The sequence below is a fragment of the Paractinoplanes polyasparticus genome, assembly GCF_019710575.1.
GTDB classification, from domain to species: Bacteria; Actinomycetota; Actinomycetes; order Mycobacteriales; family Micromonosporaceae; genus Actinoplanes; species Actinoplanes polyasparticus.
Map to the genome: position 1 here is coordinate 716,234 of NZ_JAHWFK010000001.1, position 26,245 is coordinate 742,478.

General features: G+C 66.7%; 30 protein-coding genes. All 30 read left to right on the forward strand.

What is annotated here, in order from left to right; translation table 11 throughout:
* Nucleotides 1–6: 6 nt before the first annotated feature.
* The 30 genes from KXC43_RS03530 (at nucleotide 7) to KXC43_RS03670 (ending at nucleotide 26,147) form a co-directional block, all read left to right on the forward strand.
* The gene (locus tag KXC43_RS03530) at nucleotides 7–333 is read left to right on the forward strand and encodes a hypothetical protein (RefSeq protein WP_221374389.1); all 327 of its coding nucleotides are present in this window, start codon (nucleotides 7–9) and stop codon (nucleotides 331–333) included.
* Entirely contained in the window at nucleotides 326–2,098 is a 1,773-nt protein-coding gene (locus KXC43_RS03535) for a phage protease (RefSeq protein WP_221374390.1), read from the forward strand. The genes KXC43_RS03530 and KXC43_RS03535 overlap by 8 nt, the downstream gene beginning before the upstream one ends.
* A 1-nt stretch (nucleotide 2,099) precedes the next feature.
* Nucleotides 2,100–2,498 (forward strand): capsid cement protein, encoded by a 399-nt coding sequence (locus tag KXC43_RS03540; protein ID WP_221374391.1) that lies wholly within the window; start codon nucleotides 2,100–2,102, stop codon nucleotides 2,496–2,498.
* Between the two features lie 93 nt (nucleotides 2,499–2,591).
* Nucleotides 2,592–3,530: a phage major capsid protein gene (locus KXC43_RS03545; protein WP_221374392.1), complete on the forward strand. Its 939-nt coding sequence runs from the start codon at nucleotides 2,592–2,594 to the stop codon at nucleotides 3,528–3,530.
* Nucleotides 3,531–3,541: 11 nt separating this feature from the next.
* Nucleotides 3,542–4,015: a hypothetical protein gene (locus KXC43_RS03550; protein ID WP_221374393.1), complete on the forward strand. Its 474-nt coding sequence runs from the start codon at nucleotides 3,542–3,544 to the stop codon at nucleotides 4,013–4,015.
* Nucleotides 4,016–4,120: 105 nt separating this feature from the next.
* Complete coding sequence (locus KXC43_RS03555; RefSeq protein ID WP_221374394.1) at nucleotides 4,121–4,492, forward strand: hypothetical protein; 372 nt, start codon at nucleotides 4,121–4,123, stop codon at nucleotides 4,490–4,492.
* Nucleotides 4,493–4,547: 55 nt separating this feature from the next.
* Nucleotides 4,548–4,694, forward strand: a complete 147-nt coding sequence (locus KXC43_RS03560; protein ID WP_221374395.1) for a hypothetical protein — start codon at nucleotides 4,548–4,550, stop codon at nucleotides 4,692–4,694.
* Nucleotides 4,691–5,071, forward strand: a complete 381-nt coding sequence (locus KXC43_RS53525; protein ID WP_438870849.1) for a phage tail fiber protein — start codon at nucleotides 4,691–4,693, stop codon at nucleotides 5,069–5,071. The genes KXC43_RS03560 and KXC43_RS53525 overlap by 4 nt, the downstream gene beginning before the upstream one ends.
* Nucleotides 5,072–5,293: 222 nt before the next feature.
* Nucleotides 5,294–5,914: a hypothetical protein gene (locus KXC43_RS03565; RefSeq protein WP_221374396.1), complete on the forward strand. Its 621-nt coding sequence runs from the start codon at nucleotides 5,294–5,296 to the stop codon at nucleotides 5,912–5,914.
* Nucleotides 5,915–6,067: 153 nt separating this feature from the next.
* Nucleotides 6,068–6,502, forward strand: a complete 435-nt coding sequence (locus KXC43_RS03570) for a hypothetical protein (RefSeq protein ID WP_221374397.1) — start codon at nucleotides 6,068–6,070, stop codon at nucleotides 6,500–6,502.
* A 545-nt stretch (nucleotides 6,503–7,047) separates the two neighbouring features.
* Entirely contained in the window at nucleotides 7,048–9,198 is a 2,151-nt protein-coding gene (locus tag KXC43_RS03575) for a beta strand repeat-containing protein (RefSeq protein ID WP_221374398.1), read from the forward strand.
* Nucleotides 9,198–9,962 (forward strand): hypothetical protein, encoded by a 765-nt coding sequence (locus KXC43_RS03580; protein ID WP_221374399.1) that lies wholly within the window; start codon nucleotides 9,198–9,200, stop codon nucleotides 9,960–9,962. The genes KXC43_RS03575 and KXC43_RS03580 overlap by 1 nt, the downstream gene beginning before the upstream one ends.
* 10 nt (nucleotides 9,963–9,972) lie before the next feature.
* On the forward strand, nucleotides 9,973–10,365 hold the full coding sequence (locus KXC43_RS03585; RefSeq protein ID WP_221374400.1) for a hypothetical protein: 393 nt from the start codon (nucleotides 9,973–9,975) through the stop codon (nucleotides 10,363–10,365).
* On the forward strand, nucleotides 10,365–10,757 hold the full coding sequence (locus tag KXC43_RS03590) for a hypothetical protein (RefSeq protein ID WP_221374401.1): 393 nt from the start codon (nucleotides 10,365–10,367) through the stop codon (nucleotides 10,755–10,757). Before KXC43_RS03585 ends, KXC43_RS03590 begins: the two co-directional genes overlap by 1 nt.
* Before the next feature lie 401 nt (nucleotides 10,758–11,158).
* Nucleotides 11,159–12,004, forward strand: a complete 846-nt coding sequence (locus KXC43_RS52580; protein ID WP_221374402.1) for an HNH endonuclease — start codon at nucleotides 11,159–11,161, stop codon at nucleotides 12,002–12,004.
* A 95-nt stretch (nucleotides 12,005–12,099) separates the two neighbouring features.
* Complete coding sequence (locus KXC43_RS03600; protein ID WP_221374403.1) at nucleotides 12,100–12,435, forward strand: hypothetical protein; 336 nt, start codon at nucleotides 12,100–12,102, stop codon at nucleotides 12,433–12,435.
* 75 nt (nucleotides 12,436–12,510) lie between these two features.
* Nucleotides 12,511–13,077, forward strand: coding sequence for a phage tail tube protein (locus KXC43_RS03605; protein WP_221374404.1), 567 nt, complete (start codon nucleotides 12,511–12,513; stop codon nucleotides 13,075–13,077).
* A gap of 85 nt (nucleotides 13,078–13,162) precedes the next feature.
* A complete protein-coding gene (locus KXC43_RS03610; protein ID WP_221374405.1) occupies nucleotides 13,163–13,627 on the forward strand; it encodes a hypothetical protein in 465 nt (154 codons plus the stop codon).
* Nucleotides 13,624–14,127, forward strand: coding sequence for a hypothetical protein (locus KXC43_RS03615; RefSeq protein ID WP_221374406.1), 504 nt, complete (start codon nucleotides 13,624–13,626; stop codon nucleotides 14,125–14,127). Before KXC43_RS03610 ends, KXC43_RS03615 begins: the two co-directional genes overlap by 4 nt.
* Nucleotides 14,124–14,678 (forward strand): hypothetical protein, encoded by a 555-nt coding sequence (locus KXC43_RS03620; RefSeq protein WP_221374407.1) that lies wholly within the window; start codon nucleotides 14,124–14,126, stop codon nucleotides 14,676–14,678. Before KXC43_RS03615 ends, KXC43_RS03620 begins: the two co-directional genes overlap by 4 nt.
* A gap of 62 nt (nucleotides 14,679–14,740) precedes the next feature.
* A complete protein-coding gene (locus KXC43_RS03625; RefSeq protein ID WP_221374408.1) occupies nucleotides 14,741–14,965 on the forward strand; it encodes a hypothetical protein in 225 nt (74 codons plus the stop codon).
* Nucleotides 14,966–14,979: 14 nt separating this feature from the next.
* Nucleotides 14,980–18,492, forward strand: a complete 3,513-nt coding sequence (locus tag KXC43_RS03630) for a phage tail protein (protein ID WP_221374409.1) — start codon at nucleotides 14,980–14,982, stop codon at nucleotides 18,490–18,492.
* A gap of 504 nt (nucleotides 18,493–18,996) precedes the next feature.
* Complete coding sequence (locus KXC43_RS03635; RefSeq protein WP_221374410.1) at nucleotides 18,997–19,428, forward strand: hypothetical protein; 432 nt, start codon at nucleotides 18,997–18,999, stop codon at nucleotides 19,426–19,428.
* A 175-nt stretch (nucleotides 19,429–19,603) separates the two neighbouring features.
* Nucleotides 19,604–21,517: a hypothetical protein gene (locus tag KXC43_RS03640; RefSeq protein ID WP_221374411.1), complete on the forward strand. Its 1,914-nt coding sequence runs from the start codon at nucleotides 19,604–19,606 to the stop codon at nucleotides 21,515–21,517.
* A 17-nt stretch (nucleotides 21,518–21,534) separates the two neighbouring features.
* Entirely contained in the window at nucleotides 21,535–24,447 is a 2,913-nt protein-coding gene (locus KXC43_RS03645; RefSeq protein ID WP_221374412.1) for a hypothetical protein, read from the forward strand.
* A gap of 32 nt (nucleotides 24,448–24,479) precedes the next feature.
* Complete coding sequence (locus KXC43_RS03650) at nucleotides 24,480–24,995, forward strand: hypothetical protein (RefSeq protein ID WP_221374413.1); 516 nt, start codon at nucleotides 24,480–24,482, stop codon at nucleotides 24,993–24,995.
* A gap of 8 nt (nucleotides 24,996–25,003) precedes the next feature.
* Nucleotides 25,004–25,270 (forward strand): hypothetical protein, encoded by a 267-nt coding sequence (locus KXC43_RS03655; RefSeq protein WP_221374414.1) that lies wholly within the window; start codon nucleotides 25,004–25,006, stop codon nucleotides 25,268–25,270.
* A gap of 106 nt (nucleotides 25,271–25,376) precedes the next feature.
* Complete coding sequence (locus KXC43_RS03660; RefSeq protein WP_221374415.1) at nucleotides 25,377–25,568, forward strand: hypothetical protein; 192 nt, start codon at nucleotides 25,377–25,379, stop codon at nucleotides 25,566–25,568.
* Nucleotides 25,561–25,887, forward strand: a complete 327-nt coding sequence (locus KXC43_RS03665) for a hypothetical protein (RefSeq protein ID WP_221374416.1) — start codon at nucleotides 25,561–25,563, stop codon at nucleotides 25,885–25,887. The genes KXC43_RS03660 and KXC43_RS03665 overlap by 8 nt, the downstream gene beginning before the upstream one ends.
* 2 nt (nucleotides 25,888–25,889) lie before the next feature.
* Nucleotides 25,890–26,147 carry a hypothetical protein gene (locus KXC43_RS03670; protein ID WP_221374417.1) on the forward strand — a complete coding sequence of 86 codons (258 nt, stop codon included), beginning with the start codon at nucleotides 25,890–25,892 and terminating at the stop codon, nucleotides 26,145–26,147.
* Nucleotides 26,148–26,245: the final 98 nt, after the last annotated feature.

Here is a 26,245-nt window from a genome sequence, read left to right on the forward strand (position 1 = left end):
TGCCCGATGCCGACCGTTTACGTCACGATCGGGAACAGCGACGACAAGCTCGGGCAAGCCGACTGGGCAACATTCCGCAGCGCGACCGACGACCTGATTCGCCGGGCCGCTCACGAGGTGCATGGCGCATGGGTGTCGCCGTCGGCTGACCCGTGGCAGAACGCCTGCTGGTGCTTCGAGATCACCGATGATCCGGATGCCGACTACTGCAAGACCCGCTGGTTGCGCGGACGCCTCGAGAACCTGGCCGGCGCGTACGGGCAGGACTCGATTGCTTGGGCAAGAGCATCGAACGTCGAGTTCCTGAGCGGCAAGGCGGTGCCCGATGCCTGACGTCGCACTCGCCCGCCGTGAAGGTGTTGAGCTGATCCGCACAGGAACCTGGGGTGCCTCCACCGGATCTTGGACCCCCACCAAGAAGGACATCCTCGCTGCCGTCGAGGCCATGAAGTGCCCGGCCGTCGGCAAGCCGGTCCTGACCATCGGGCACCTTGATGAGCGCTTCACACCGCGCGCCAAGACCGAGGACGGCGAGCCCGGCATTGGGTGGGTCGACAACCTCCGCGCCGGCGAAGACGGCGAACTGCTCCTAGGTGACTACGTCGGGGTGCCCGCCTGGATCGACCAGATCATGGCGTCGGCGTGGCCGAAGCGGTCGATCGAGGGCAAGTACAACTACCGCTGCGCCCTGAACCACCGGCACGACTTCGCCCTCGACGCGGTGTCGCTGCTCGGCACAACCCGGCCAGCGATCCCCACACTGCGGTCGCTGAACGACGTGGCTGAGCTGTACGGCGTCGACATCGCCGCCGCCGAGGACCACACCGGTGACAGCGTCTACGCCGTGGTCGCAGCCGAGGCCGAACACACCGGGGCAATGATCGCGCTCATCCCCACAGCTGAGGATGCAGCGCGGCTCGCAGTCGATGGGGGCGAGCCGGCCGAAGAACTCCACGTCACTCTCGCCTACCTCGGCGAGGCGGCGGCACTGGGCGCACGTGGTCAGCAGGACGTCATCGACGGAGTGTCCACCGCCGCGAACGGGCTTCCTCAGTTCGAGGCCGAAGCGTTCGCCTTGAACTGCTTCAATCCGCCGGGCGCACAACGTGACGACGGCAAGGACCGGGACACGTGCATCGTGCTCGGCCTGTCCGGTGACGTGATCGACGCAGTGCACTCCCTCGTTGAGGAAGCGCTACGCGAGGCGCTGTGGTCTATCGACGTGCCGCCGCCGCACCGTCCGTGGCATGCGCACATGACCCTGGAATACACCGACGACCTGTCGAAACTCGCCACGTTCACCGACCGGATCGGCCCGATCCGTTTCGACCGGATCCGGGTGGCGATGGGCGGTCAGATCACCGACATCCCGCTGATCCCGCCCGAGGAAGACGACACGGTCGCCGCTTCGGCCGCCACAGTCCTCGACCGGCTGGCTCCAATCCGGACGCGTATCGCCGCTCTCGAGCAGGTCGCGGCCTCCGAACCGCCGGACATTCCGGCACCCGAACTCCCGGCCGCCGAGCCGGAGCAAGAAATCACATCCGAACCGAATGAGGAGGACATTGTGTCCACCGAACTGAGCGGTCTCCGCTCGCGGCTCGGCCTGCCCGACGACGCCGACCTGACCGCCATCGAGGCGAAGGTCGACCAGATCAAGGCAGACGCCGAGAAGACCCCCGAGCCGACCCCGGAGATGGTGGCCGCCAGTGCCGCCGCGACGGAGAAGGCCACCAAGGCTGAGGCGGAGAAGGACGAGCTCCGCAAGGAGGTCCAGATCCTCGCCTCGCAGATGAAGTCCGTCTCCGACGAACTCGCCGCGACCAAGGCCGAGAAGGCCGCCACGGTCAAGGCCAGCGTTATCGATGCCGCCGTGCAGGCCGGGAAGATCAAGCCTGCCGACAAGGGTGACTGGGAGCGCGACTACGACGAGTCGCCCGGAGCCGTCACCCGCGTTCTCGCGTCCATCGCCCCCGGCACTGCCGTTCCGGTGATGGCGTCCGGCATCACCGGGGGCCCGGAACCGGTCCTGGCCGGGGCAGGCACGTTCAGCGACGCGGACTACAACCGCGTCTTCGGCATCACCGAGGAGGTCTGACATGCCCGGTTACATGCCGAAGCACATGCCCGGCGACACCATCACCGTCAAGGCTGGCACTGGTGGTGTCGTCGGCGGTCAGCGGGTGTGCGTGTCCGGGCCCGGCATCGTCGCCACTGCGACCGCCGCAACGAAGGCCAAGTACGTGGGTGTGGCCGCGTTCGACGCCGCCCTCAACGCTGACGTGACGATGTACGGCCGGGGCATGGTGCACATCTCTGTCGCCTCCGGAGCAATCACCGCGGGCGACCAGGTGACCTCTGCTGACGGCGGGAAGGTCGCTTCCATTGCTGCCGCCGCCGGCGCAGCAGCCGGCGACATCAACAACGCGCGCGCCGTCGATGGGATCGCCCTGACGACCGCTGCGGACGGTGCCGCCGTCGAGTGGATGGCCATCTAGCCACCCCTGCTCCACAAGCTTTCCAGCCCGCCCGCGACGGCGGGTTTTTTCATGCCCGGGTTCCGGGCGATCCGAGATTGAGGTGAACCTCGCATGCCCGTGGCATCCCCCTACCCGTTGCCGACCGTGTCGGTGTCGGACGAACTGAAGACGATCCACCACCTGCTCCGAGAGCCGACCCTGCTGGCGCGGCGCATGAAGCAGCTCGACGACATCAAGTTCGTCGCCGACCTGCTCCTGCCGCAGCGGTTCCGCTCGTCGGGTGGCGCTGTCCTGTACGAGGAGGACGAGCCGCTGTTCACCGACCGTGAGGTCGAGAGCGTGGCCCCGGGTGCTGAGTACCCGTTCGCTTCCCCGCAGACCGGTGTACCTGCCGTGGCTTCGGTGACGAAGTGGGGTCAGGCAACCCGACTCACCGACGAGCGGATCAAGCGGAGTCTGCCCATGGGCGGCTCGGTGGACTGGGCGCTGCGGAAGGTCACGAATACTGTCCGGCGCAAGGTTGACCGGCTGACGATCGCCGCGATCGCCTCGAAGATCACCGCCACGTACGCGGCGGCGGCGGCGTGGGACAACGCCGGGGCGAAGATGCTCCGTGACATCGAGGGCGCAAAGGCCAAGGTCGAAGACCTGGAACTGGGCCACACCCTCGACATGATGCTGATCAGCAACGAGAAGTACGCCGACCTGGCCACCGACGAGAAGGTTGCGTCGCTGCGCCGACGGGAAGCATCGGACAACCCGGTGTACGGCGGCCTGATCGACGTCTTCGCCGGCCTGAAGGTCGCCAAGACCTCAGTCGGCAACCTGCCGGGCGGAGTCGACGACATCTGGCTCATCGACTCGGGCAGCCTCGGCGGCATGGCGGACGAGGTCGAGCAGGACCCGGGCTACGCCACCGCCCCGAACGGCATCCAGGTGCAGGTCGAGCGGATCGCCCGTCGCGACGCGCACGACATGTGGGCCCGCCGCATCACCGTTCCGGTGATCACCGACCCGGCCGCTGGTATCCGCATCACCGGATCGAACTGAGAGGCACTGTCGTGACGACTTATCAGGTGGTCGGGCAGTGCGCCCACGTGACCACGCTCAACGTTGACGGCGGTAAGCGGTCGGAGCTGCTCTACAAGGGCTCGATCGTCCCGGACTCGGCGACGGCCAAGGAGATCGAGCACCTGCTGTCGCTGCGGCTCATCGCTCCGATGGGCGGGGAACTGCTCGGCACGCACGAGGTCGGCGCGGTGGCTGGCGGTGACATCCGTACGGGCCTGGACGGCAACCTCGTCCAGTCGGTCGAGCCTGGCGTCGGCCAGCCGCTCACCTCCGAGGAGGAGAAGGCTGCGGCTGAGCTCGCGGAGCGGCGCGCCGCGGCGAAGGCGAAGCTGCCCGCGAACAACGACGAGCCGGACGGCCGCGCGTCGAAGGACGTGTGGGTCGAGTACCTGGCCGCGAACGGCTACGACTACGACGAGCTCGTCAAGCAGGACAAGGCCGAGCTTCAGAAGCTGGCCAAGTAGCTCGGGGGAGGTCGAGCGTGCGGGCTTGTCTCGTGCGCTCCTCCCCCGCGGAGTGTGGGCGCCGGTACGGACGGCCGGCGCCCACCCACCTCTCAGGGGGTGTGCATGACCACGCCGTGGCGCCCGAACCAGCAGGATGTCGTCGCCCGCCAGATGGCCGCTCAGGCTGTCAAGGCGGTGGCGGCAATGCCTGCCATGGTCGCAGCGGTGACACCGTCTGTCGGCTCGGCTACGGTGCCCGCGCTGGCGTTGGGAGCCTCGGCCCAGGTGGTCGTTTCGATCTCACCGCCGATTCCCGGTGCCGCCTACGTCGCCATCCCCGTGCTGCACAGTGCGTCCACGTCACTGCTGGGCAATCTGAGCGTGGCCGGGATCGTGGCCAAAGCCGAGAACACAGTGACGGTGTTGGTCCGGGCACCGCTGCTGGCCGTTGCTGCCGGGGCGACGTTGCAGGTTGTGGCGTTCAAAACCAGCTGACCTGATCTTTCCTGCCGCTTCGGGCGGCCCATTGCGCTGCCCGAAGGAGGGGCCCATGAGCGAAACAAACGAGCGGCCGGAAGAGGCCGATGCGTCGTTCCCTGTTGGCCACATGGTCGTGACCGGGGACATGGAAATCATCCGCAATGGCCAGGTCGTCGTCGACGAACCCCAGGCAACTGACGAGGAGAACGCCCGATGACGGTCGGTCAGTCGACTACGCACGCTCATGCCATCATCAACGTTCTGCGGGGGACGACCTACACCGCGCCAGCGAACGTGTACGTCAAGCTCCACACGGGTGACCCAGGCTCAGCGGGCACTGCGAATGCTTCTGCCACAACGACCCGCATGCAGATGACGCTCGGCGCGCCGTCGGCTGGTTCTGCGACGTCCTCCGCGATGTCTTGGACCTCTTGGGTACCCGCCAGTGAGACCCTGACCCACTTTTCCATCTGGGACAATTCGACGGCGGGCAACTTCCTTCAGTCGGGGGCGTTCTCGGCCTCTAAGAGCCCCACAAGTGGTGACACGGTGAACGCCACGGTTACCGTCACTCAGGGTCCTATCGCGGCCTAGCTTGTGTGCAGGTGAACCACCGCATAAGCTGGCGATATGGTGCGGAGAATTGATCTAACGAATTGGCGTGTTGGCCGCTGGACCGTTCTTGAACTTGGACCCGGACGCGCTGGCCGCGCATATTGGCTATGCCGGTGCGATTGCGGAACCGAAAAGCTAGTTCAGGGTGGCAATCTTCGTAGGGGAAACACTCAAAGTTGCGGCTGCTACAACTCTGAAGTCGTGACCCAGCGAAACACCAGTCATGGCATGTCTGGTCAAAACGACCGCGCTGCTGAGTATGTGATCTGGTCACACATGAAGGACCGGTGCAGCAACTCCAACGCCGAGCGCTACCCCCTGTACGGCGGTCGGGGCATCGGAGTCTGCAAGCGCTGGCAGGACTCGTTCGAGAACTTCTACCAAGACGTGGGCGCGAGGCCCTCTGCTCGCCACCAGATCGATCGCATTGACAACGACGGGAACTATGAGCCCGGCAATGTTCGATGGCGAACGCCGTCTGAAAACTGCAACAACAAGAGCAACAATCGAGTGCTGTCCCTCGGTGGGCGATCGAAAACGGCTACCGAGTGGGCCCGCGAGTTGGGGGTCAGCGCTCATCAAGTCCTGGCGCGAATCGACAAGCTTGGCTGGTCGGTCGAGAAGGCACTCACGACACCGATAGCTAAGGTCGCACCCGAAGTTCTCATCGAGCACGACGGCCGCACGCAATCACTCAAAGCGTGGGCCGCCGAGACCGGGCTTAAACCCCACACCATTCGCGTTCGTTTGGAACGCGGATGGTCAGCCAAGGATGCGTTGACAAAACCGCTGGGCCCAAGCCGCTGGAAGTCCGCAGCCTAGCCCGCATCTCCCTTCGAGCCTCCACCTACGGGTCGGAGGCTCGACGCGTTCCAGGAGGGTTGAGCTATCGCCACAGGCACCCTGATCTTTCCGCCCGGGGCGGCGATTCTCCCCGACGGCACCACCTCGAACCTGGCGCCGGCCATCCAGCGGGTGAAGTCGAGCGCGACCGCCCCGGGCATCTACGCGCTCCAGTTACTTTTCGACGCGGCTGCCGACGAGTGGTGCACGTGGCAGTTCCGGATGCCCGCCGACTACGCCTCGGCTCCCATAGCTGTTGTGAGTTGGAAGGCGGCGTCTGCTACTTCAGGCGGCGTGGTCTGGGATGTGCGCCTGGCCGCTGTCACGTCGGGTGACGCCACGGACGTGGACGCGAAGGGTTTCGGTTCAGCGAACACGGCGACCGGGACCGCGCCTGCCACGGCGGGCTATCTGCTCGACACGTCGGTGACCCTGACGAACGCGGACAGTGTGGAGGCCGGGGACTTCGTGGTGGTGCGGCTGTGCCGGGTCGGGTCGGACGGCTCAGACTCTGCGACCGGTGATGCCGAAGTTGTGTCACTCGCTCTGACCTACACCACTTCCTAGCTGGGAGGTCGGCCGTGGCGCGGGCGTTCAACGGTTCCTCTGACCTTCTGCAGGCTTCGCCAGGAGCGCTGCTGGGCAACTCCCTGTCAGCATTTACGACGGTGGGAATTTGCCGGGTCAACGTCAACAACGCCACCCAGTACGTGGCGAGCGCCTACGCATTCTCTGGTGGTACGTCGATTCGCCTGGCCAGTAACGGCGTCATCAACGTCGCCGTCGACAACAGCGCCAGGAACACATCACCTACCATCCCCTATTCCACGTCAGATGGTTGGATCTTCGTCGCGGCGTCCAAGCCGGCGGGCAGTGCGGCAACCCGGGTCAGCAAGTATGTCTACCGGACCGATACGTGGACCCGGGCTAACAGCTCCGCAGGCAGCGACCAGCCCAACACGATCACCAGATTTGACGTCGGCGGCTCTTCGTCGCTGGTGCTGAACGGTGACCTTGCAGCCGCTGCATTTTTCCAGACCGCTCTCGGTGACGATCAAGTCTCTGCTTTGGCGTTCTCACTGCAGGCGTGGCTAGCGGCCAATCCCGTAGCCATGTGGGTCCTCGATCAGGCATCGACGACCCAGAAGGTCCTGGACTGGTCAGGCAACAAAGCAAACGAGTCTTCGCTCACCGGTACGTCCGTCTCCGCTACCAGCGTCCCTGTCCTCAGCTACGGCCATCCGGTCATCGCGCCGACGCGCCAGGCTGCCGCACCGACGTCGGCTGCGACGAGCACCCTGACCGACAACTTCGACGACAACACGGTCGACACAACGAAGTGGTCGCAGAACTACGGCACCGTCACCGAGCCCGGCGGCCGGGCCCGGATCACCTGCAACAGCGGCGCGTCGGCGTACGTGTCGGCCAGCAACTACAGCCTCGACTCGGTTCACGTCCGCGCCTACCCGGCGACCACGGGCAGCGTGTTCGGCTACTCGATGCTCGGGTTCGGCCCGGACGAATCCAACCGGGTGTCGATCTACTACCAGGCCGACACCGGCGACCTGGTGTTCGAGCGGTACACCGCCGACGTCCGTAACACCACCACCGTCACCTACAACTCCACCGACCACGCCTGGTGGCGGCTACGCCAGTCCGCAGGGAACGTGCTGTGGGAAACCTCCCCCGACGGCACGACCTGGACGACCCGGCGCACCGAAACCGCGCCCGCCTGGCTGCCCGGCGTCACCGCCGGATACGTCAAACTCGAGGGCTACCGCGACTCCGGCAGCGACCTGTACGAGGCCGACAACCTCAACATCGCCGGGGCTGCCACCCACGACGCGACCGGCAGCGCTAACGGGACGTCCACGGCAAGCGGAACAGCAACCGCCGTCCAGGCTGCGTCCGGCACAGCAGCAGGTTCCTCCACCACCACCGGCCCCGCCACAGTCACCCGCGCTGCGACAGGCACGGCGACCGGGTCAACCGCAGCCAGCGGCACAGCCAACCTGGCACGGGAGGCCAGCGGCACAACGGCGGGCACCTCGACGGCGACCGGTGCGGCAACTCGCGCCACCTCGGCGTCGGGCACCAGCGCTGCGACCAGTGCGGCCAGCGGCACCGCTACGGCCGACCGGGCAGTCACCGGCACCACGAGCGCAACCGCCAGCAGCACGGGCAACAGCACCGTCGTCGGTGACGCAACAGGCACGGCCAGCGGAACGACCTCGGCCACCGGGGCTGCCACTGTGGTCGGGGCAGGCGCGGCGGGCACCGCCGACGCCACCAGCACTGCAACGGGCGCGACCACGGTCACCGCAGTCGCTGCGGGAACAATCGCGGGACAGGGAACCTCCTACGGCTCGTCCAGCGTCGAGCGCATGGCATCCGGCACGGCGGCAGGAACCAGCGGCGCCACCGGCACAGTCAACCTCGGCCTGGCCAGCGCATCCGGAACCACGAGCGGCACGTCGGGAGCATCAGCCTCGGGGCTGCTCGGCGCTGTAGCGTCCGGCACCAGCGCGGGATCCTCGACGGCGAACGGCGCTGTCGTGGCCACCCGGGACATGTCCGGTACGACGACTGGAACGTCCACAGCGTCGGCGACCGCAACCCTGACCGGGGCGGGCCTGTACGGCGACGCCAACGGCACAGCGGGTGCGAGCGGCACGGCATCTGCCGTACGGGCAGTCGCAGGCTCGACAGCCGGGACAGGCGGGGCAACCGGCGCCGCTGTACGAGTCACCGCGACGACCGGCACAGCGGCGGGCACAGCTGTCGCCACCGGCTCGGCCACCCTCGCGGGTGCAGGCGGGGGCGGGAACGCTGACAGCACGGGCGGCAGCAGCGGCAACGCCACCGTCGTCTCCGACGTCACCGGCACCGTCACGGCAACCAGCACCGCCACGGCAGCCGGGACCGTCTACCGCGACACCAACGGCACCTCTGCGGGCGTCTCGGCAGCGACCGGCAGCGCGACCACGGCCAGCGGCGGCACGTCCGTTACCGCCGGGGTCAGCACCGCTACCGGTGACGGCACCGTGGTCCGGATCGTGCTCGGCACCACCAATGGCGTCGCCGCCACCTCAGGTGTCGTAGTCCGCAGCACCTCCCTTGTGGGTGTCGCCAACGGGATCAGCGCAGCCACCGCGAACAGTGGCAATCCGCGCCGGCCAGGCCGTTTCACTGTCGGCGCCACCCGTTCCCGGCTCACCGCAGGCACCACCGCTGGGCCTCGCTATACGACAGGTGGTGACTGATGGCCACTGACGTCGCGACGGGCGACTCCGAGCTGCCATGGATTGTCGTTGCGCCCGCTGACAGCGACACCACAGCAACGTTGACGGTCCACGCACCCGATGGCACCAGCGCCGTCGTGCCCGCCTCAGGTGGCGTGCTGGAACCCATCGCTGGGAGCAGCGACCAGCAGCAACGGTGGACCGCCGACACGCCTGTCGTGTACTCCGCGCCTGGCCGGTGGGTGCTGCACTGGACGGTCACCGGCACCGGGGAAGGCTCCGAAGACCTTGAGGTCTACGTTGTCGCCTCACCTGTGGCGGGCGGGCCGACGTGGCTGCCCGGCAGGTCAAAGGTCGCCAACTACATCAGCCATCGCACTCTCGCGCGCAACCCGGCGGCGATTCGCAACAGCGAGTCGGTCTTTGCTCTCACGTTCGACAGCAGTACGACACCCAACGGCGTCCAGGCGGACGCAATCATCGCCGACATGGGCGCCTGGGTGGCGATGCGGGTCAACCCGCTACCCACTGCCATGCACGACGTGGCCCGGACTGTCACCGCCCTCGCGGCAGGAGCAGCGATCGAGCGGCAGTTCAAAGCCGACGAGCAGTCGCTGCAGCGGGCCAACGACATGGAGAAACGCATGGAAGCACTCCTGTCCGACCTCGTGGATGCGAGTAACGCCAGTGGCGGCACCGGGGACTACGGGGTCGACATCTCCCCCAGCCCGGTCTACAGCTTCCCGCCCGCCGATCTGCGCTGGGATTACAGCGGTTACTGGTGAGGGGGTCGCCGTGACGGACGTGCACGTGACGTTCCGGCCCAACCGGCGAGGGCAGACCGCGGCCGGCAACTCGAACGCCGTCTACCGCGAGCTCGAACGACGCGCCGACAAGGTGATCGGCCGGGCGTTGGAGGCGTACGCCCCGCACTCCAAGACCGGCGAGTACGGGCGATCGTTCGAGAAGCAACGCACCCGTATCCGGGGCCAAGCCGCTGTCCAGGTGGTCAACACCGCGCCCCACGCCGACATCCTCGAACGGGGCAGCGGACCCCACATCATCCGGCCCAAGAACGCGCAAGCCCTGTTCTGGCCCGGCGCCCGGCGCCCTGTGGCCAAGGTCAACCACCCGGGCACGCCCGCCTACCACTTCCTGCGCAACGCCCTGCGCGCGGCAGGCCGGTAGTGGCCGGCTACGCGGACGGGGAACTCCTCGTCGCCCAATGGCTTCAACAGCAGGTCGGGGCGCAGGTCCACGCTGACCCGGACGTCACCCGATACCTGCCGTTCAGTGAACCCGTCGGACACGTACAGCGGGGCGCTGGCGAAGGCGACACCCAACTCACCCTCGACTTCATGGTCCTGGACGTGGACTGGTACGCCGACGAAGCCGACCATGCCCGCGAGTACGCGCACCGGACGTGGAACCTGATGCGGTTCGACCTGCCTCGCCACGTGTTCGGGAATGGGATCTTCGTGACCGGAGTTTCCACCCTGAGCGCGCCAAGCTGGGCACCCGCAACAGGTGTCTATCGGCGGTCCGCCGCATACCGCATCATCCTTCACGGAGTGGTCTAGTTCCGTTGTGGCGCAACACTTTCGAGTTCGTTACACGCGCGCAGAAACGATAGAATTGACCTGTACATAAAGGTGCCCCGAAAGCGATTCGAGCGCTCCCGGGGCTGCCGACGATACGACCTGACTAGACCAGGAGTACTGCCGACGTGAATGACGCTAGCACCACGAGTCTGCGCTGCGCGGACTGCAACACGGAGCTGATCAAGAAGACCGGCGGCGGCAAGCCCAAATACTGCGACGGGTGCCGGCTGGAGCGCAATCGCAGGAGCGCCCGTGAAGCAGCGCGGCGGCGCAGGACCGGCGAACGACTCCAACCTGAACGCTGGCCGTGCAAAGACTGCCAGGGTGAGATCGTCTGGGAACATCGAGGGCCTCGCCCCGAGCGCTGCCCTAGGTGTCGAGTGGCCCGCACCGATCGCTACCAGCGGGAATACAGAATCAAGCAAGGCCACCGGCCGGTGGGTTCTCTAATCATGTTGACCTGCGCTTGCGGCTCGAGCTTCGAGCACACTGTGGTCGTCGGTCGTGTCGCATGGAAATGCCGTCCCTGCCTTGACCTAGCCTACGTGGCGAAGATGCGCCGCGACTCGGAGATCCGGCGACTGAACGCGCCGCCACCAGATCTCAATCGGACCTGCATCGACTGCGGTGATCATTTCATTCAGCGTCGCGTTGTCAGCCCGCGCGTCCTGCGTTGCCGACCGTGCGCGGCAGCTCGGGCGGCACGGTTGAAACGCCAGTACTTCACCTCCTTGAGCTCAGCGCTCAGTGAGGTTGCACGGGTCACCTTCGAGATCGAAGGCCGCTGGTCCAGTTGCACTGCGTGCGGCAAACGGCTGGCTTGCGACCGGATGGGCGTTCTGCGCAAGTGGTGCGAGAAGTGCCTGCCGGTTCGGAAGAAGGCCGTCCTATCCGCCTGGAAGCTGGCGAATCCTGAGGCGTGGCGTGCCATCATCCACCGGGCCAACCAAGTGCGTCGGGCACACCTTGCGGGCGTCGAGCGCGAACCCTACGACCGATTCGACATCTTCGCTCGCGACAAGTGGATCTGCCAGATCTGCAAAAAGCGGATCTCCAAGAAGTGCCGAGGAACGAACCGGCTTGCCGCCTCAATCGATCACCAGATTCCACTGGCGCTAGGCGGTCCGGATACCCCCGCGAACGTGGTAGCAGCGCACTTCGGATGCAACAGCGCAAAGCGCTCTCGTTACCTGCCGCAAGGTGAACAACTGGCCTTGATCGGCTAGTCCGCACATAGGAGGCCCGACTTCGGTCGGGCCTTTTCCATGCCCGCAGTCACCCGGCGCGCCCCGCCGGGCTTTCGCCATGCCCGGAGGTCTGAATGCCCCGCGTCATCGTGCCCGTCACCGACGTCGTCCGTACCGGCATCTTGCCGGCCACTGAGGTCAACGGTGATGCCACCAACTTCCACTACATCAACAACGACGGTGCCACCTGGCTGGAGATCAGGAACGCCGGGGCTTCGCCTCGAACCTTCACCTCTGTGGTGAACGTGACGGTGGACGGCCAGGCGGTCACGAATCCCACGGTGGCACTGGCGGCTTCGGCGATCAAGAAGGTCGGCCCGTTCCCGATCGCCGTCTATGGGACCACGTTCAACTTCAACGTCGATCACGCGGACATCAAAATCACCGCGTATCGCCTCGCCACTGGCTGATCCTCCGCCCTTCCTGACCTGCCCTTCACCCGGCCGACCGCCGGGTCTTCGCCATGCCCAAAGGAGTGAATGACCATGGCGGTCGATACCACCAAGATTCGCGCGTACCAGCAGGGGTTGGTCGCGGTGAGCGGCTACGGGGTCAGCAATCCCACCCTGCCGACCGGTGACCCCTCCGTGAGCCTCAACGGGGCGATCTACAAGGAGCTCGGGGCTCTGACCGACGACGGCATCACCGAGTCGACGAGTCAGGACTACAACGACATTTTCATGTGGCAGGGCAACACCCTCGCCGCTTCCCTGCCCGGCGAGTACACCAAGCAGTTCAGTTTCGCCGCTCTGGAAACGAACGCTGTTTCGCTGGGCTTGACTTTCGCCGGTTCCACGCTGACCCAGACCGGCTACGGCGTGTCCATCGCCGAGAAGCCGCCGGCGCGTGACATCCGCGCCTGGGTGCTCCACGGTCTCGACGGCACCCGCATCCAGCGCATCGTGATCCCGCTGGGCCAGCTGGTCGAGCGCGGCGACGTCGTGTGGTCGTCGCAGGACGCGACCGCGTACGAGTACACGGTGAAGTGCTACGTCGATGCGAGCGGCAACGTGGCGTACCGCTACTACGGAGACGTGAGTCTCACGCTGTAATCCTCACGTTCACAGTCGACGCAGCCGGTCCCACGCGGGTGACCGGCTGCGTCTTTTCACCCGCGTAACCCGCGAAGGAGATCCCATGCACAACCCTGTCCGAGTGGAGCTTGTGCGCGCCGAACGGCCCGCCGACCACTCCACCGTCGCTGACCGCGTCTCAACCGTGCAGCGTCTCAGCGAACTCGGTCACATCGACCCGGCCGCCGGTGAGGTCAACACGACCGAGCTGGCAGGCTGGCTGGCCCGCATCAACGGCGTCGAGGTTCCTGTCCTCGACTACGCCGTCTCCCCCAGCGAGTCGGGCGTCGCCCTGAACCTGGTCCTGCCCGTCGACTCCCTGTCCATCGGCGACCCGTCGCTCGGTCAGCAGCCCGAGGCGAGCCCGGCCACCCCCGACCAGCCGGCACCGTCGGTGTGGGGTGCCTCGGGCAAGCCGGACCCGCGCCAGAACATCGCGGGCTGGCAGCCGGAGAAGCTGGGGGGGCAGGTCGCCGACTCGGTGATGAGCCGCCTGGCCGCCGCGAGCCGCAGGGCGGGGATCGCGTGATCAGCATCGAAACGCTCGCCTACGAACTTTGGCTACGCGACACCCCCGCCAACTACCCGCCCGCCTTCGACATGGTTCGCACGTTCCTCGAAGCGCACGGCATCAACATTCACGGCGGGCGGGTTCCCGACAAGGTCGAGATTCGGGTGACCCGAAACGACGACGGCAGCTTCCAGTTCGCCTGCTGGCTCAACCAGGTCGACGAGGCGGGTGGCGTGATTGTCTGCGAGACCTGCACGTCCGACGTCCTCAAGGAGCGGATCGACGTCCCGCTCGCCGCCCCCGTGCCTGTCCTTCCCGGCGCGCGCTTCTGGCCTGCGGGTGAGAGCCTCGATCGCGTGCTTCCGGAAGACCTGGGCGGGATGCGCGCAGCGGCGGAGCTGAGCTATTTGGAACAGCATGCAATGAACACGCGTGCGGAAGTCCACGCTTTCGCCAGCCGCCGCGACAGCCTCGCCCGCTTCGTCGAATCAGCACAGGCCGCGGAGGTGACCGCGTGACCGCCTCCCCGATCGTCGACGACCTCGACGCCGCCTATGCGGAACTGCGCCGCGAGCCGTACACCTTCCAGTGGGCGGGCCAGCAGTTCACGCTGCCGCATATCAACGATCTCGATTTCCGCATCCTCGCCGAGATCGAAACCCTGGACACCGCTGACGTGGCCAAGGTGCTCGACCTGTTCAACCGCATGTTCGGCCCCGAGCAGGCCGCCCGCTGGTCCGAGGTGTCGGTGCCGACGCCGGTGCTGTTCATGCTGTTCGAGCGGTGGATCGCACACGGCGGCGGACAGCTGGGGGAAGACTCGGCCTCGAGCGGCTCCTCCGGGAGCACTGGAAAGAGCTCGAGGCGGACTTCCGATGCTTCTACGGCTACCGACTCTCGGTCGCGGTCTTCGGCGAAGAAGGCCACTCCCGCGAAGAAGGCGGCGCCGAAGAAACGCGCCCCGCGCAAGACCACCACGGCCAAGCCGAACGGGGCGCTGTCGGACGGCGATCAGGCGTGGCTGGCCACGCATCAGGCTCTGGCCGGCTCCCCGCCCGCGAACTCCTGAACCTGATTCACCGGCTGTGTGACTATCCGGAATCGCTGATGTCGCGCAAACTCCGTGGCCCGATGGCCGACTGGAACGTCAGTGAGTTTCTGCTGCGGCAGATCCTGCTGGCGGTCCAGGGCGGCAACTGGCAGCGCGGCGGCGGCAAGGGGCAGAAACCCAAGCCGATCCCGCTGCCGGACGACAAGGGCCGCGGTGACGCGCCGGCCAAGGCGAAGTCGTCGGGTGCGGATATCGCACGCCGCTTGCAGAACCTTGGTCAGATTCCCGCCGATGTGAAGATCTGACGGCGGGAGGTCCCGTGACCTCCCCCAATTCCGTCGGCGAAGTCAGCATCGAGATCGTCGGTAAGGCCCGCGACCTCGCCAAGAACGTTCGTGAGGATGTCGAGGACGCCCTCAAGGGCCTCGACATGGGCAAGAAGATCAAGGACTCGATCGGCAACAAGCCGATCAAGCTGCCGGTTCAGGCGGACACGGACAAACTCGGCGATCAGGTCGGTAAGGCCAAGACCCCGCCGGTGAAGGTGCCGCTGGACCCGGACACCGACTCCATCCCGGAGAAGGTGAAGGACACCCCGGTCCCGCCGTTGCGGGTGCCGATGGACCCGCTGATCGCCGCCCTCCGCGACCAGGTGCGCCGGCAGATTCAGCAGCTGTCGCGGCAGGTGGAGCTGAACGTTCCCGCCACGGTGGACGGGCAGCGGTTGCGGTCCGAGCTCGGTGCCCAACTGGCGGCGGTCCGCCAATCCGTGTCGGTGAAGGTGCCGACGGAGCCGGGGGCACGCGCCGAGTACGAGGCGAAGCTGCGCGCCGATCTGGCCGCGGTCGCTGCCCGGGTGCGGCAGAACGTCAAAGTTGATGTCGACGTCGACAAGAAGGGACTGAGCGGCTCCGGTGGGATCGGCGGATTCCTGTCCGGCCTGTCGAACGTCACCAAAAGCCTCCCCGGCCTGGGCGCAGTGTCGTCGATGCTGGGCAATATCGGCCAGTTGGCGCAGCAGGCCGCCGGGTCGGCTACTCAGCTGGGTGGCAGCTTGGCCGGGTCGGTGGCTCAGACCACCGGCACAGTCGGCGCACTGGTCGGATCGCTCCTTGCGGTCGCGGGTGCAGCCGGCCTGGTCGGCGGGGCTTTGGTGGCGGCGTTCACCATCGCCATCCCGGCGATCACCGCGCTGGCGGGCGCGATCGCGTCGCTGCCGGGGTTGCTGACCGGGATCGGCGCCGGGATCGGCACCCTCGCCCTCGGATTCAAGGGCATCGGTGAGGCGTTCAAGCCGTCCGGCGGTGGCGGGGGTGGGGGTGCGGGCGGTCAGGCTGCGAACCAGGCCCGCCAGATTGCCGGCGCGTCCCGCCAGGTGGAGGCAGCCCGCAGGGGTATCGCCGCAGCGAACCGCGCCTACGAGGCGTCGCTGCGGTCGGTGGCTGCCGCCGAGCGGGGTTTGCGGTCTGCGCAGCGCGCCCTGGTCGACGCGCAGGACCAGGTTGTCAAGGCGCAGGAGCGGGCGGCCAAGTCTCAGGAGGCCGTCAACCGGGCCCGGCGCGAAGCCAAGGAAGACATCGAGGACTTGGGCCGCGCCTTGCGGGGTGCGGTCATCTCCGAGGCTGAGGCCGCACTGGCTTTGGACGAGGCGGCGTTCGCGCTCAGTGAGGCGCAGCAGACCGGCGACATCCGCAAGATCCGTGAGGCGGAACTGAACTACCAGCGCGCCCAGCTCGCCATCGAGGAAACAGCGGACGCCACCGACGACCTGCGTAAGGAGTCGGACGAGGCCGCCAAGAAAGGCGTCGAGGGCAGCGACAAGGTTCAGGACGCGCTCGAAGACCAGAAGCAGGCGTGGGAGGCGGTCAAGGACGCCCAGCAGGGTGTCGTCGCCGCCCAGGACGGGCTGATCGACGCCGCCGACTCGCTGAAGAGTGCGCAGGACGGGGTGAAGTCTGCCCTCGACGGGCAGAAAGCCGCCGCGGACGGGCTCAAGAGCGCCCAGGACGCTTTGGCTGCGAGTCAGCAGAAGGTGGCCGCAGGTGGCGGCGGGGTCGCTAAAGAGGTCACGAAGCTGGCCCCGGCGGCGCAGAAGTTCGTCAACGCGATCAAAGCGTTGAAGCCCGCCTTCGAAGATCTACGCCTCGACGTGCAGCAGCGGCTGTTCGAAGGCCTCGACAAGACCGTCACGAACGTGGGCCGACAATGGATCCCCCGACTCAAGGTCACGTTGGGGTCGTACGCGGACACGTTCAACGGCTTCTTCAAGAACCTCGGCACGGCGATCACCGCGCCGAAGTTCATGGACGACATGCAGGCCGGCGCCGAGTCGTTCCGCAAGCTTCTCGAGCGGGTCGGCGGCGCCATCACCAACGACCTGGTGCCTGCGTTCGGCACCTTGTCGCGGGCGGCCGGACCGTTCGTGGAGAAGCTGGGCGACGGTCTGGCCCGCATCGTCGAGAAGTTCTCCCAGTGGGTGCAGGACGGCGACAAGTCGGGGCGGCTGGCCGACTTCTTCGACCGGGCCGCGCAGGCCCTCGAGGACATCGGCGGCATGGGCTACGAAGTGTTCCGGATCATCGGGAACATTTTCGAGATCATCACCGGGTCGTCGCCGAAGAGCGGTGCCGCGAACCCGCTACAGCAGTTCCGTGACGGGCTCAAAAGCGTCGCCGACTACCTCGACAACCCGAAGAACCAGCAGAAGATCCGCGACTTCATCGCCAGCGTGCAGCAATCGTTGACGAAGGCATTCGCGCTGGCGAAGCAGGTCAAGGGTGTCTACGACTCGGTGAAGTCGGCACTCGGTGGGGGCGGGGACACCGGCGGGCTCGGCCAGGACATCGGCGCGGGGATTGTCGCCGGGGTTGCTGCGGGCCTGAAGTTCCAAGGTTCGATCATCGGGGACATCTTGCTCGGCTACTTCCGCGGGCAGCTCGAGGCGGTCAAGAAGTTCCTCGGCATCAACTCCCCGTCGACGGTGTACGCAGAGGTCGGCGAGGACATCATCCAAGGCTTGATCAACGGCCTTGGTTCGATGTTCGGGAAGCTTCGAGGCAGGGCAGGCGAGATCAAGGGCGTGGTCGTCAGGGCCACGAACGGGGTGAGCGGCTGGCTCACATCGGCGGGTAAGTCGGCCGTGTCTGGCCTGATGAATGGGTTGTCGCAGTCGTACAACTCGCTGCGGTCGCGGGCGAGTCAGGCCAAGACGTTCGTCCTGCGTGGCCTTGACGGGGCCGGGAACGTTCTCGTGGGTGCAGGAAGGAACCTGATCGCCGGGCTTGGCAACGGAGCGGCGCAGATGTACAACTCGCTGCGCTCCAGGATCTCGCAGGTCAAGGGCTACGTGGTGACCGCCCTGAATGGGGCGAGCTCGCTCCTGACCAACGCTGGTCGCGCCGTCGTTGATGGCCTATGGCGGGGCATTTCGTCGCTGGGTGGCTGGCTGTATAACCGGGTCGTCTCATTCATCCAGAACAACATCAAGGATCCGGTCAGGAATTTCCTCGGGATCAACTCACCGTCGCGGGTGGCGATGGGTTTCGGTCGCAATGTGTCGCAGGGTCTGGCTCTCGGCATGGAGGACGAGGCGTCCATGGTGCAGGCCGCAGCGGAGCGGATCGCCACACTGGCGGTGCCAGACGTTTCGTCGCAGTTCGGCCTCGGCGCCGACTTCGACGCATCCGTATCGCGCTCTCTCGCCGTAGCTGACTCAAAAACCATTGAGGCTTACTGGAAGTCGGGTTCAACCGGCGACCCCGTTCTCGATGGTATCCGCACGGCGATCGGATTCCGTTTCCGCGGCGACGTTCAGGCCGCTCTAGGCAGCTAGTAAATACCGCCACAAACGAGTGATCGGAAATTGCGATCATCAATTGCGAAGTGGGAAAATAGGTGGTCCCGGCGGTGCGCTAACACCCCGGGACCTGACGGAACCCCTAGTCGACAGGAGCCCGTGATGGGTGATGGTACAGCCTGCATTGAGGACAACTGCACGAACAAGCCCGTGAAGTCTGGGCGAGGGTTCTGCCATAAGCACTACTTGGCCAAGCTGGATGACGGCTCCCTGCCTCACGTCATCAACAGGCGGGTAGTCGAGGTCGCTGCTTGTTCCGTCGCGGGCTGCGATGAGCGATCGAGGGTGAAGGGGTACTGCCGCCCCCACTACCACCGCTGGTTGAGCTACGGCGATCCTCTCTGGGCGCCAGCTCCGCGTGGCCGGAGCACCTGTGCTGAGGATGGCTGCGATGGAATCGTTAACGGGCGAGGATTGTGCAGTAAGCATTACATCCGGCTGCGGAAGCACGGGTCGACGGCTGATCCTCGCAGGTCCCCCATGGAAAGATTCAACGAGCAGGTCGACACTTCTGCCGGACCCGAGGGATGCCACCTCTGGACTGGCGCCAGCGACCCGGACGGCTACGGCATGTTCTACACGAACCGTGCACACCGCGCGACACGGTGGATTCTTGGACACCAGCGCGGCGAACCGCTAGCAGCGGACGAGTGGGCGCTGCACCACTGCGACAACCCGCCTTGCGTCAACCTGGCCCATCTGTACGTCGGTGATCTAGTCCAGAATGTTGCTGATCGGGTGCGCCGGGGGCGCAGCGGCAAGCGGCCCCCGCCCACTCACTGCCGTAACAGGCATGAGTACACCCTCGATAACGTCTACTTCGAGTCCAGCAAACGCCAGTGCAAGACGTGCCGCACCGCCCGTAACCGGCGCAAGGTTGAAAAGGCTCGGCAGATGCGGGATGCCGCATAGCCGAGAACAGCGACCGTCCTTCTTCCTTGGCATCTTCCCGACTGAGGAAGAAGGACTGCATGCGGCACGACGCCCCAGCTCAGATCGGTTTCGTCTCGCCGGAGTGCTTCCGTGAGCAAGACGGCTGCGACGACCAGGCGTGCAACTGCTGCTGCCACGACGTTGAGGAGGCGGCATGGCCAGACTGACCTACGGCGGCGGGGCGAACGACATCATCGTCACCGACGCCACGATCAACGGAACCCTGGTGGCTGCCCTGCCGTCGGCGCAGACGTTCTCCGTGTGGAACCTGGCCAACAGTGTTCAGCTGACCAGCATTCTCAGCGAGGCCGGCGCTGCCCTGCCGTCGAACCTGGTCACCAGTTCCAGCGTCGGGCAGATCCCGGTCTTTCAGGGCCCGGACGGGTACACGGGGCCGCTGCGGCTCAGGCACACCGGGACGTCCGTGTCGTGGATTCTGGAGCCGCGGGACACGTCCACCCCGGTCTCGTTGACCACGATCGACGCCAAAGGTGACCTGCTCGTGGGGACTGCCGCGGACACGATCGCCCGGGTCGCTGTCGGCTCCAACGGGCAGGTGCTGGCAGCGAACTCTGCGCTCACCGCCGGGGTCGGCTGGGTCACCCCTGCTGCGGGTGGCACAGCGACCTTGCCGAACACGCTGGTGGTCGCTGCGAACGGATCAGGGATCACCGGCGACTACCAGTGCGATGGGACCGCCGACGAAGTCCAGATCAACCAGGCATTGACGGCGCTCCGCGGCGGTGCCGGGGGGACGGTGCTGCTGACCGCGGGCACCTACAACCTGGCGGCGCCGATCCTTATCGAAGGCTTCGACGACGTCAACATCGAGCAGGACCTGTACCTGCGCGGGCAGGGCCCCACCAACACCACCTTGGACGTCGCGTCAGGTATTTCGTGCGGCATCCGGCTCGGTAGGAGCGTCCGGGCGCACGTGTGGGACCTCGGCCTCGAAACGGCCGGCGCCTCGGACGGCATCCAGGCGGTCGCCTCCGCAGTGGTGCCCGCCGGTGGCTACCGGTCGGCGTGGCTGTCGAGCATCATGCGGGTGCAGGTGATCGGCCCGTTCGACGGCACCGACACCGGGTGGGCGCTCGACCTCGACAACATGTTCCGCGCCACCATCCAGGACGTCGAGGTCAACGGCACCACCAACGGGATGCGGTTCTCGTCGAGCAACTCCGCGTTCAACCCGGGCGACATGACGGTCAACCGGTGCTTCGTCGACATCGGTAACGGCGGCAACAACGGGGCGGCGTACCACTTCGATTCGGTGGCAGGCCAGGTCAACCAAATGGCCATGATCACCTGCCATTCCATTGGCAACCCGGCCGCAACCGGCACCGTGGCGTGGAAGTTCACCGGCGGCTCCGCGCACATGCGGCTGATGAACTGCAACGTCGAACAGTTCGCCACCACCGCCCAGGTCGGATCGTCCGCCTACGACATCGACCTCGACTTCGTCCACGTCACCATGCGCAACGGCTCCACCCTGGCTGACCTTGACGGCTACGGCTGCCGGGTCCGCTGCGGTCTCGCCTACGTCGAGCCAGCCGCGACGATCACGCTGGTCGACGACGACAACGGCTACAACCTGAAACCGAACGTGTTCGGCCCGGTGGACGTGTACGCCGACACCGGGTCGACGGTAAACGCGGACACCGCGGACACGCTGGTGCTGCGCGATGTCACCTACGACGGGCCGGGCACGGTCGCCGCCGTAGTGAAGCAGCCGACCGCTGTCCAACCAACCAAGGTCGTCAACCTGACCGACGCTGCCACGATCGCCACCAACGCGTCACTCGGCGACACCTTCCGGGTCACGATCACCGCCGCTCGCACGTTCGGCGCCCCGACGAACCCGACCGACGGGCAGCGCATCCTGTACGAGGTCGGCGCGAACGGGGCGTACACGCCGGTGTTCGCCACCGGGGCGGGCGCTTTCGTCGTGTCGTCCGGTGCGGCGCCGGCAGCAACAGCGGCGGGCTCGTTCGACACGTTCGACTGCGTTTATTCGGCTCCGGCGAACCGGTGGCGGGTGCTGACCCGGACCCGCACGACGGCTTGATGTGCGGGCGGTGAGTCATGCCCGTCCTGATCCCCGGCTTGTTGTCGTCGTCGAGTTCGAGCGGGGGCACCGTGGGCGACTGGCCCGACTCCGGCGACCTCGAGGTGACCCTGCGGGCGGCGTTCGGTGCTGACCTGACCGCCGATCCTCTGTCGTGGGCGTTCACCGACCTGAGTTCGCGGCTGGTCACGTCGTCGCAGATCACCGTCTCCCGGGGTCTGGTCGTCGGCCAGGGCACCCGCAAGACGGCGTCCGCGTCGGGGATCCTCCTGCTCAACGACGACGGGGCGCTCACCCCCGAGCTGGTGACCTCCCCGTGGTGGCCCTTCGTCGACCTGGGTACGCCGATGGACTTCTCCATCCGCACCCGCACCGCACCGTACGTGTCCGACAGCTTCGGCCGGACCGTGGCGTCCGGGTGGGGCACCGCCGACAGTGGTCAGGCGTGGACATTGACGAACGGGTTGTCCGTGTCGGGCGGGACGGCCCGGTTCTCCCACTCGGCGACCAACACCATCCGCACCGCCCGGATCGCATGCACGGCCCGCGACGTTGACGTGACGTTCACGACCAGCCTGACCACGGTGGCCACCGGAGCGGCGATCACCGTCGGGCCGACCCTACGCACGGACGCCGGAGCGCAGAACCAGTTGTGGCCGATGCTGATGTTCGACACCGGCGGAGTCGTCAAGCTCCGCGTCTATTCGATCACCGGTGGGGTTTACTCGGCCGACACCACCGTCACCGTGCCCGGCCTGACCTATGCCGGTGGTACGCAGATCCGGGTGCGGATCCGCTGGGTCGGTAGCCGGCTGCAATGCCGGGCGTGGCTGGCCGCCGGCTCGGAGCCGACCACGTGGACGATCGACTCGACCACCTTGGGCGGCCCGCAATCCGCGGGCGTGTACCTGCAGATGGCGTCGTGGGTGCTGTCAGCCAACTCCAACACCCTGCCGAACGTGGTCACGGTCGACGACCTGGACGTGTCGCAGCCGAAATATCCGCGGATCGAAGGGTTCATCGCCGACGTCCGCCCCAGTTTCCGGCCGCTGCCGGACGGCACCACCCATTCGGTGGTGCAGGTCGAGATCGGCGGGATCGGGTCCAGGCTCGAGCGCCGGACCGCCGACCCGCTGTCGCCGTTCCGCCGCAGCATCGAGAAGTACCACGCCCTGCCGCCGGTGGACTACTGGCCGCTGGAGGACAAGAAGGCGTCCACGACCGCGGCGCACGCCTTCCCGGGTGGGACGGCGATGACCGCGTCCGGCCCGGTGGTGTTCGAGCAGGACACCGGCCAACCGGACGATGTGATCCTGTCCCGGTACGGGTCGACCGCCCTGTGCTCGGTGGCGGCCGGCGCCAAGCTGACTGCCCCGACGAGTCTGCCGGGTGCGGCCGGGTCGTGGGGTGTGTCGGTCACGGCCGATCTGTGGGCGCGGGACGTCCCAGGGGTCACTGAGATTCGCATCCTGGAGTGGTCCACCCCGTCGTCGAGCATTTCCCGCTGGGCACTGTTGGCCACCAACACCGGGCACATGGTGCGGGCGTTCAACGACGCTGCGGGCACGGCGACCGATGTGGCAGTGCTGGCTGACGCCTACGCCGGGATGCTCACCTACGAGGTGATCGCGGAACAGAGCGGCGGCAACATCGACGTCACCTTGCTGATCAACGCTTTCCCGTATGTGTCGGGGTCGATTGCGGGGACGTGCACCCAGCCGACCCGGATCACGGTCAACCCGGGGCGGGTGAACACGACCGGGTCGACCACGGTGATGGGTATCCGGTTCATGGTGGGCCATTTGGCGATCCGCACCACGACCGGGTCGATCCTGCCGTACTACTACAACGGGCCGATTCCGTTGCGCGCCGACCGCGCCTGGTATCAGGAGCCGTTGCATCTGCGGTTGGATCGGCTGGCCCGGGTCGAGGAGGACATCCCGTTTCGGCTGGTGGCCGACCCGGACCCGTCGGCGGTCACCCTGTTGAACGCGCAGCAGGAGGGCGGCTTCGTTGACCTGTCGACGGATGCGGCCGAAGCCGAGAGCGGTGGGGTCCTGTTCGAGGATGCGTTCGGCTACGCCTGGCTGCCCCGGTCGGCCCGCTACAACGCCCCGGTGGCGTTGAGCGTGGACATGGCCACCTACCGCCGCACGGGTGGGACTGATCCGAAAGACGTGCTGGTGCCGCAGCTCGGCAACCGGGGTCCGAACTACTGGACGATCGAACGGCGCAACGGCAGCCAAGCGGTCGCGGCGGCGGACAAGGAGCTTCGCGACCGGCGCGGCACCGTGTCGGACAAGAAGACCTTGGATCTGCTGTACGACTGGGACTGTCAGCCGCACGCCCAGTGGCGGACCCATCTGAACGTGGACGGCTCCGGCCCCCACTACCCGGGCATGACCTTGGAGTTGCACGCCAACCCGGACCTGGTCGACGACTGGCTGCTGTGTACCTTCGGCAGCAGGGTTCAGCGCCTCAACCAGCCCACCATCGCCGGGGTCGGCGTCATCGACCAGGTCATCGACGGGATCACCGAACGGTTCGGCGCCCGCTCCGGTGGCGGGGTCGACTGGACGGTCACCCTGGACACGTCGCCGGCTGAGGTGTGGGACGTCGGGATCTGGGACACGTCGGTGGCCGACTCGAGCTCGACGACGCTGAACGCGGCGCGGGACGCCACGCAGACGTCGTGGGTGTTCAAGACCGCCTTGCCCGGTGATGTGTGGTCGACGGCAGAAGTCCCATATCCGATCACCGTCGAGGGCGAAGATCTGACCGTCACCGCCATGGGCGCGGTCAGCGGCACCGCCCCGAACCTGCTGCAGACCGCCACCGTCGTCCGGTCTGTTAACGGTGTTGTCAAAGACCACGGGGCAGGCGCGCAGATCCGCATCAAGTCCACGGACTCCGGCACTATCGGCCTCTGACCCTCTGACCGTCCCCGAAAGGAGGCGGTCTCGTGGTCGCCACCGGCGGCAAGCTGTTCGCCTCAGACTTCAACACCCTGGTCACGCTCACCCTGCAACGTCCACTCGTGCGGCTGATCCAACAGGCCGCGCAGTCGATCCCGAACACGGCCGACACGGCTCTGACGTTCGGCGCGGGCAGCGAGGACATCGACACTCACGGCTTCCACGACACCAGCTCCAACACCAGCCGGGTCACCCCGACGGTTGCCGGCTACTACCAGCTGTACGGAGTGGTGTGGTGGGGCAACGCCGACAACCTCATCTCCTACCACGCGGGCATCGGCAAGAACGGCTCCGTGGCCGCCCGCCAGCGCACCCTGCTGGTCGGCACCACCGCCGCCACGACCCGGTCGATCAACGCGGCGGCGATCATCGCCGCCAACGGCACCACGGACTACTTCGAGCTGTTCGCCCAGCAAGGCCGGGCAGTCTCGGCGTCGCTGTCCACAAACGTGGGCGGCACCTTCAGTTCGATGTTCGAGTGCATGTACCTGCGACCGCTCTAGGAGGCGTCATGGGATGGGTTCAGGCCGGCGCCGGGCGCTGGCAGATGGACGGCGAAGACCGGCATGTGCTGCTCCATTTCGGCACGAGCTACATCGAATACGAGATCGGCACCGTGCACGTGTACGCCGGTCCCGAAACCGTCGAGGACTTGGCCAACCCGATGGCCGAGGTTGCGTACGTGGCCACGTTCCTGCGGCCCGATCTCGAGGCCGCGACCGACGACGAGCTGTGGCAGGCGCTCGCCGGCGACGAGTACACCAAGCCTGCCCTGTAGTCGTGTCCCGGGCAGCCTGCGACGGCGGCCCGCACAGGTGCGCTCGCGCGAAGTCACGATCCTTGAGCGCAGCCCGGGACACCCACCAACCTGCTCGGAGGTATCAGTGAACCTGGACAGCGACGACCTGCTCGCCCAGATGAAGCAGGACTGGCCTCTGGAATTCGAGGTCTCGAGTTTGCGAGCGCTGGTGAGGGTGCAGCAACTGGAGATCGACCGGCTCAACGCCGTCCAAGGCAGCTACGACCCGAGCGTGCCGCGCCCGTTCCTCGACCCGGACGGCGGCCGGCATGGCTGAGGCCACCGGCCTGTGCGTCGGCGGGCCCCTCGACGGTAAGCGGGTCACGGTCACGTCACCGGGCGGTTTCATCGCCACCGATAGGGCCAACGGCCTGGCGTGGATGTACCAGCGCGACTCGTCCGGCTCGTTCGTCCTGTGCCTTGACCACGACAACAGCCTGATCTATCCGGAGGGCCGCCAGACCGGTGAGCGGGCGATCGACTGGGATCGCCTCCCGCTGAGCTCGGACATGCTCGACGAAGTGAAGCTGGGCGACACCGATGAGGCGCTATCCGGGGATCCGGTCGACGACGGCTGGGACAAGACGAAGGAGTAGGCATGACCGCGACGATCGAGGACCGCGTCTACTTCGGGGTTCACCATCACCTGCACCAGACCAACAACGGTGTGCTGATCCGCCGGACTCGCGAGCGGCTGAGCATGGTCGCGGACCGCGGCCAGCTAAACCTCACAGTGGTCGACAGCGAAGGCCAGGAGTCCACCGTCAGCCTCGACGTTGAGCAGGTCGGCAACCTGATCGAGAGCCTTCCGGTGCTGCGCAATTGGATGCTGACCGGAGAGCCTTCGGCATACTGAGCGGTCCTCCCACCTCGGCCGGAACGCCACTCTCGCCCTGATCGGCGATTTCTCCGACTGGTGCCATCCGGACTGACGATTTCCCGGTGGTGCAAACG

What these genes read in the sequence shown, in the direction of transcription:
- KXC43_RS03635 (WP_221374410.1), top strand. Translation starts at nt 18,997, where the DNA reads ATGGAAAGATTCAACGAGCAGGTCGACACTTCTGCCGGACCCGAGGGA.
- KXC43_RS03605 (WP_221374404.1), top strand. Translation starts at nt 12,511, where the DNA reads ATGGCGGTCGATACCACCAAGATTCGCGCGTACCAGCAGGGGTTGGTC.
- KXC43_RS03545 (WP_221374392.1), top strand. Translation starts at nt 2,592, where the DNA reads ATGCCCGTGGCATCCCCCTACCCGTTGCCGACCGTGTCGGTGTCGGAC.
- KXC43_RS53525 (WP_438870849.1), top strand. Translation starts at nt 4,691, where the DNA reads ATGACGGTCGGTCAGTCGACTACGCACGCTCATGCCATCATCAACGTT.
- KXC43_RS03665 (WP_221374416.1), top strand. Translation starts at nt 25,561, where the DNA reads ATGGCTGAGGCCACCGGCCTGTGCGTCGGCGGGCCCCTCGACGGTAAG.
- KXC43_RS03575 (WP_221374398.1), top strand. Translation starts at nt 7,048, where the DNA reads ATGTGGGTCCTCGATCAGGCATCGACGACCCAGAAGGTCCTGGACTGG.
- KXC43_RS03640 (WP_221374411.1), top strand. Translation starts at nt 19,604, where the DNA reads ATGGCCAGACTGACCTACGGCGGCGGGGCGAACGACATCATCGTCACC.
- KXC43_RS03670 (WP_221374417.1), top strand. Translation starts at nt 25,890, where the DNA reads ATGACCGCGACGATCGAGGACCGCGTCTACTTCGGGGTTCACCATCAC.
- KXC43_RS03535 (WP_221374390.1), top strand. Translation starts at nt 326, where the DNA reads ATGCCTGACGTCGCACTCGCCCGCCGTGAAGGTGTTGAGCTGATCCGC.
- KXC43_RS03600 (WP_221374403.1), top strand. Translation starts at nt 12,100, where the DNA reads ATGCCCCGCGTCATCGTGCCCGTCACCGACGTCGTCCGTACCGGCATC.
- KXC43_RS03560 (WP_221374395.1), top strand. Translation starts at nt 4,548, where the DNA reads ATGAGCGAAACAAACGAGCGGCCGGAAGAGGCCGATGCGTCGTTCCCT.
- KXC43_RS03655 (WP_221374414.1), top strand. Translation starts at nt 25,004, where the DNA reads ATGGGATGGGTTCAGGCCGGCGCCGGGCGCTGGCAGATGGACGGCGAA.
- KXC43_RS03625 (WP_221374408.1), top strand. Translation starts at nt 14,741, where the DNA reads ATGGCCGACTGGAACGTCAGTGAGTTTCTGCTGCGGCAGATCCTGCTG.
- KXC43_RS03540 (WP_221374391.1), top strand. Translation starts at nt 2,100, where the DNA reads ATGCCCGGTTACATGCCGAAGCACATGCCCGGCGACACCATCACCGTC.
- KXC43_RS03610 (WP_221374405.1), top strand. Translation starts at nt 13,163, where the DNA reads ATGCACAACCCTGTCCGAGTGGAGCTTGTGCGCGCCGAACGGCCCGCC.
- KXC43_RS03555 (WP_221374394.1), top strand. Translation starts at nt 4,121, where the DNA reads ATGACCACGCCGTGGCGCCCGAACCAGCAGGATGTCGTCGCCCGCCAG.
- KXC43_RS03645 (WP_221374412.1), top strand. Translation starts at nt 21,535, where the DNA reads ATGCCCGTCCTGATCCCCGGCTTGTTGTCGTCGTCGAGTTCGAGCGGG.
- KXC43_RS03530 (WP_221374389.1), top strand. Translation starts at nt 7, where the DNA reads ATGCCGACCGTTTACGTCACGATCGGGAACAGCGACGACAAGCTCGGG.
- KXC43_RS03580 (WP_221374399.1), top strand. Translation starts at nt 9,198, where the DNA reads ATGGCCACTGACGTCGCGACGGGCGACTCCGAGCTGCCATGGATTGTC.